At 64.2% G+C, this 5,843-nt stretch carries 2 protein-coding genes; both read left to right on the forward strand.

The features are described 5' to 3' along the window. A partial coding sequence (locus tag AYR66_RS24025) for an EAL domain-containing protein (RefSeq protein WP_206047310.1) occupies positions 1-5,183 on the forward strand: 5,183 nt, incomplete at its 5' end. Between the two features lie 72 nt (positions 5,184-5,255). Next, positions 5,256-5,747: a Cys-tRNA(Pro) deacylase gene (ybaK, locus tag AYR66_RS24030; protein WP_088710243.1), complete on the forward strand. Its 492-nt coding sequence runs from the start codon at positions 5,256-5,258 to the stop codon at positions 5,745-5,747. Positions 5,748-5,843: the final 96 nt, after the last annotated feature.

The following is a 5,843-nucleotide window of genomic DNA, read 5'->3' on the forward strand; positions in this document are numbered from 1 at the left end:
TCGAGCTGGCCGAATGCGAATTCCTGAGCGGGGAAGGTGAGCGTGCCGAAGACTTGTTTTCCCTCATCCTGCAGCGCACTGTGTCACCGCTCGACAAGGCGAAGGTGTACGGCCTGCGCATGGGCCTGTGCCAGACGGCGGGCCGGTTTGAAGAGGCGCTGGCGGCGGGCAGCGAAGGACTGCGGCTGTTCGGCATTGCCTTGCCGGACGAGGACGCCGGCATCGCGGCGGAAGAGGAACAGGGGCGGGCGTCCATCATGCGCGCCGTGGCCGGGCGTCCGCCCGCGGATTTCTTCGACCATCCCCAGGCAATCGACCCGGCGGCCATGGCAAGCATTTCGCTGCTGGTGGAAATGCTTCCTTGCGCATTCGTCGCGCGCAACCGGCTGTACCCGCTGCTGATCTACAAGGCGGTGAGCCTGTCGCTGGAATATGGCCATACCGAAAAATCCTGTGTGGCCTACAGCGGTTACGGCATGATCCTGGCGTCCCGTTTCGGCGATGTCGCGCTGGGTTATGACTTTTCCGGGCTGGGATTGCGGCTGAACGAAAAGTTCAACGACGCGCGCATGCGTGGCGCCTTGCTTTTCCTGCACGGAAATTACCTCAACTTCTGGCACAAGCCGTTTGCCGAGAACATCGCCCTCATGGAAGAAGGCTTCCGGGCCTGCCTGGAAGTCGGCGACCTGGTATGGGCCGGCTACTCGTCGTACCGCACGCCATGGCAAATGATCGAGAAGGGCGAACCGCTTGATGCGGTGGCGAAAGCGTTGCAGAAGTACGCCGCCTTCGCCGAACAGAGCCGCAACGAGGGCGCCTTCCGCGCCATCCGGCTGGAGCAGCAGTTCGTGGCCAGCCTGAAGGGGGCGACGTCCACGCAGGCGGGATTCAGCGACAGCAACTTCGATGAGGAAGAGTGTTTGCAGGCATTCGAGCGCGCGCGCTTCCGCTCCGGCACGGCCTTCCGCCACGTAATGAAGCTGATCGCGAGCTTCCTGTACCGCCGCTACGGCGATGCCCTCGACGCATCGCAGGACGCGATGCGCATGCTCGATGTGATGACATCCATGCCGATCGAGGCCAGCTGTTTCTTCTACCAGGCACTGACGCTCACCGCCCTGCATACACAGGTCGATGCCGATCGCCAGATAGAGTTTTCCGGCGCGCTCAAGGGCCATCAAAAACGCCTGCGGCTGTGGGCCAAGAACTGCCCGCAGAATTTCCTGCACCGCTATGCGCTGGTGGCGGCGGAAATCGCACGCATCGAAGGGCGTGACCTTGACGCCATGCAGCGCTACGAACAGGCGATCAGGCTGGCGGCGCTGCACGGTTTTGTGCAGGACGAGGCACTGGCTAACGAGCTGGCAGCGCACTTCTACCGCACCCGCGGATCCGGCCGCAGCGCCGATGCCTACCTGCGGCATGCGCACGCCTGCTATCTTAGCTGGGGGGCGAGCGGTAAAGTCCGGCAGCTTGAGTGCCTGTATCCGCAATTGCAGGGAAGCGAGACGGCTGCCGCCGACGAATCCCTGCCGCGCGGCACACTGCAGCTCGATGCGCTCGCCGTCATCAAGGCGTCGCAGGCGCTGTCCGGCGAAATTTCCTTCGATCGCCTGCTGTCGCGCCTGCTGCAGGTGGTGATCGAACAGGCAGGGGCGCAGAAGGGCTACGTGATCCTGCAGCACGGCGGCAGCCTTGCCGTCGAGGCCGAGGCGGTGCTCGATGAACGCGGGATCGTGCAGGCGCGGCGCCTCGATTCGGTGGCACTGGCGGCCTCGCCGATGCTGCCGGTCACGCTGGTCAATTATGTCTGGCGTACCAGGCAGAAGGTCCTGCTCGAAAGCGCTGCGTCGGACAAACGGTTCGCGACCGATCCCTATGTCGCCGCAAACCACCTGAAATCCGTCCTCTGCCAGCCCATCTTCCGCCAGGCGGAGCTGGTCGGGCTGCTGTACCTCGAAAACAACCTCATCGCCGGCGCCTTCTCAGCCGACGCGCTGGGCGTGCTGGAACTGCTTTCCTCGCAAGCCGCCATCTCGCTGGAGAATGCGCGCCTCTACACCGACCTCGAAGAAGAGAATGCCGAGCGGCGCCGCATCGAGCGCGAACTCCAGCTCTCGGAAGCGCATTACCGCCGCCTGTTCGAAACCGCGAAGGACGGCATCCTGCTGCTGCATGCCGCCTCAGGCGTGGTCACCGACGTCAATCCCTGCCTGGTCGACATGCTCGGTTACCGCTACGACGAATTCGTAGGCAAGCGTATCGGGGAGATCGCAGCATTCCGCAACCGCGACGCGTGCAAGGCGATCTTCGACGAACTGCAGCGCGAGGAATCGGTACGGCACGATTCGCTGCCGCTGCAGACCAGCGACGGGCATGACCTTGTCGTGGAATTCGTCAGCAGCACCTATACGGTGGAGGACACGCGCGTCATCCAGTGCAACATCCGCGACATCACCGACCGCCGCCATGCGGAACAGCGGCAAGCAGTACAGTTTGCCGTGACCAGGGCGCTGGCCGATGCAAGGTCCCTCGCGGAGGCGGCAGCCCCGCTGCTCGGCGCGGTATGCGCTCATTTCGGATGGGCGATCGGCGAGTTCTGGGAGATCAACGAGGACGCAGGCACCATGCGGCTCACCTATGCATGGGAATCGCCTGCCATTGCGCCATCCGCATTCGTTGCGATGGGGCGGGAAAAGTTCACCACACCCGAAATCGGCATTCCTGGGCGCGTCGTCGCGGCGCGGCGCCCGCTCTGGATTCCGGATGTCACCGGCGACCCGGCATTCCCGCGCATTCGCGAAGCGTTGGCAATCGGCCTGCACGGCGCATTCGCGCTACCCGTCATGCTGGGCGGGCAAATCGTGGGCGCCATGACCTTCTTCAGCCACGAAACGCGCATGCCGGACGAGGCCATGATCGGCATGATGCAGGTGGTCGCCAGCCAGATCGGGCAATTCATGCAGCGCAAGCACGCCGAGCAGGCGCTCATCAAGAGCGAGGAGCGCTTCCGCAGCCTGACTGACCTGTCCTCCGACTGGTACTGGGAGCAGGACGAGAATTTCCGCTTTACCGTCATGTCGGAAGGTGTGGGGCGCGTGGGCGGGATGGTGCCGGAGCACCTGATCGGCAAGACGCGGCGCGAGCTTGCCATCGACTCGGGCACGCTCGACGAGGAAAGCTGGGAAGCGCATGTGCGCGTGCTGCGGGCGCACCAGCCGTTCCACAATCTCGAATACAAGGTGCGTGCCGAAGACGGGCGCTGGCACTGGTACAGCATCAGCGGCGAACCGCTGTTCGACGACAGCGGCGTGTTCCGTGGCTATCGCGGCACCGGCAAGGAAATCAGCGACCGGAAACAGGCGGAGGCGCTTCACCTCGGCCAGGCCCGTGTGCTGGAGATGATCGCCACCGGCGCATCGCTGCAGGATGTGCTTTCCACCCTGGTCGGCGTAATCGAGTCGCAATCCTACGGGATGCTCGGTTCCATCCTGTTGCTCGACGAGGACGGCGAGCGTGTCCATCCCGGCGCTGTCGCCAGCCTGCCGGAAATTTTCGTGTGTTCGCTGGCGCGGCTCCCGATTGGCCCGAATGCCGGATCCTGCGGCACGGCCATGCACCTCTGCAAGCAGGTCGTGGTGACCGACATCGACGCCGATCCCCTGTGGACGGCACTGCGCGACGATGCGCTCGCGCATGGTCTGCGCGCCTGCTGGTCGACGCCCATCGTGTCGCAGCAGGGCGGGGTGCTGGGCACCTTTGCGATGTATTACCGCGAGGCGCGCACGCCCACTCCTGCCGAACTGAGGCTGGCCGACTTCGCGGCGCGCATCGCCGGCATCGCCATCGAACGCAAGCAGGCCGAGCACCGCATCAGCTACATGGCGCACCACGACACGCTGACCGGCCTGCCCAACCGCGCGCTGCTGCTCGACCGCCTGCGTCAGGCGGTGGCGCAGTCCCAGCGCATCGCGAAAGCGGTGGCGGTGATGTTCATCGACCTGGATGATTTCAAGCACATCAACGATTCGCTCGGCCACCAGGTCGGCGACCAGCTGCTGCAAATGGTTGCCGGACGCCTGCAGCTGTGCCTGCGGCGCGGTGACACACTCGCACGCCTGGGCGGCGATGAATTCGTGCTGGTGCTGCCGGCGGTCGAGGACGACCATGCGGCCGCCTCGGTGGCGCAGAAGATCCTCGACGAACTGCGAAGCACCTTCTACGTCGGCAACCATGAACTGCACGCCGGCTGCAGCATCGGCATCAGCCTTTATCCAGATGACGGCGAAGACGCGGACACGCTGATGCGCGCGGCGGATACCGCGATGTACCATGCCAAGGGCAAGGGGCGCGGCAATTACCAGTTCTTCATGCAGAGCCTGAATGTCGCGGCGCAGTACCGCCTGGCCATCGCCAACCAGCTGCGGCAGGCGATCGCGCGCGGTGAGTTCAGCCTGCATTACCAGCCGCAGGTCGACATGGAGCGCGGCCGTATCGTATCGACCGAAGCGCTGCTGCGCTGGCTGCAGCCGGATCGCGGATTCATTCCGCCCGCCGATTTCATCCCGATTGCAGAAGAGACCGGACTCATCACACAGATCGGCGAATGGGTACTGCGCGAAGCCTGCCTGCAGTTGCGCCGCTGGCGCGAGGCCGGCCACGTCGACTTGTGCATGGCGGTCAACCTGTCGGCGCGGCAGCTGCTGATACCGGATTTCGCCGGCAGCGTCGAACGCATCCTGCTGGAGACGGGCGTGCCGGCGGCGGCGTTGGAACTGGAGATCACCGAGAATTTCCTGATGCATCCGAGCGAAGAAAACATCGGCCTGCTGACCCAGCTCAGCGACATGGGTGTGCAGCTGTCGGTGGACGACTTCGGCACCGGCTATTCCAGCCTGTCCTACCTGAAGCGCTTTCCGATCGATGCGCTGAAGATCGATCAGTCCTTCGTGCGCGGCATCGGCCAGGCGCAGCACGATGCCGCCATCACCAATGCCATCATTGCCATGGCGCACAGCCTGAACCTGAAGGTCATCGCCGAAGGCGTCGAGACGGCGGAGCAGGCGGCCTTCCTGCGCGCGCGGCAATGCGTGTTTGCCCAAGGGTATTACTACAGCAAGCCGGTGCCGCCGGAAGCCTTCACCGAGCTGCTGCACCGCCAGCCGCTGCTGTCGGCGGCATGACAAAAGGGCAAGGAAGGGGGCAAAGCAGGCTTCTTGCTGCATAATGTCGCCACATTTTTTGCGGCACCTGCCATGGCTAAGAAAGATCACGTTTCCGAAACGCCGGCCACGCAATTCCTGCGCAAGCAGGGCATCGCGTTCACCGAGCACCCCTACGAGTACGAAGAACACGGCGGCACCGCCGTCTCCGCGCGCGAACTGGGTGTGGACGAGCATCACGTCGTCAAGACGCTCATCATGCAGGACGAAGCGGCCAAGCCGCTGGTCGTGCTGATGCACGGCGACCGCAAGGTCTCCACCAAGAACCTCGCGCGCCAGATCGGCTGCAAGTCGGTCGAGCCCTGCAAGCCCGACGTGGCGAACCGGCATTCCGGCTTCCTGGTCGGCGGCACCTCGCCGTTCGGCACGCGGAAGGCGATGCCCGTCTATGTCGAAGAAGGGATCCTCGCGCTCGACAAGATCTATATCAACGGCGGCCGGCGCGGCTACCTGGTCGGGATCGACCCCAAGGTGCTGCCGAAGGTGCTGCCCGTCAAAACCGTCCAGTGCGCGCTCGAAGAGTGAGCCGGACGCCGCAATCCATCTGAAAGGGAGAGAATGTCCACTGTGTTGTTTGCCATCGCCGCGTATCTGATCGGCTCCATCTCGTTTGCCGTCTTC

Source organism: Noviherbaspirillum denitrificans, assembly GCF_002211445.1.
Lineage (GTDB): Bacteria > Pseudomonadota > Gammaproteobacteria > Burkholderiales > Burkholderiaceae_D > Noviherbaspirillum > Noviherbaspirillum denitrificans.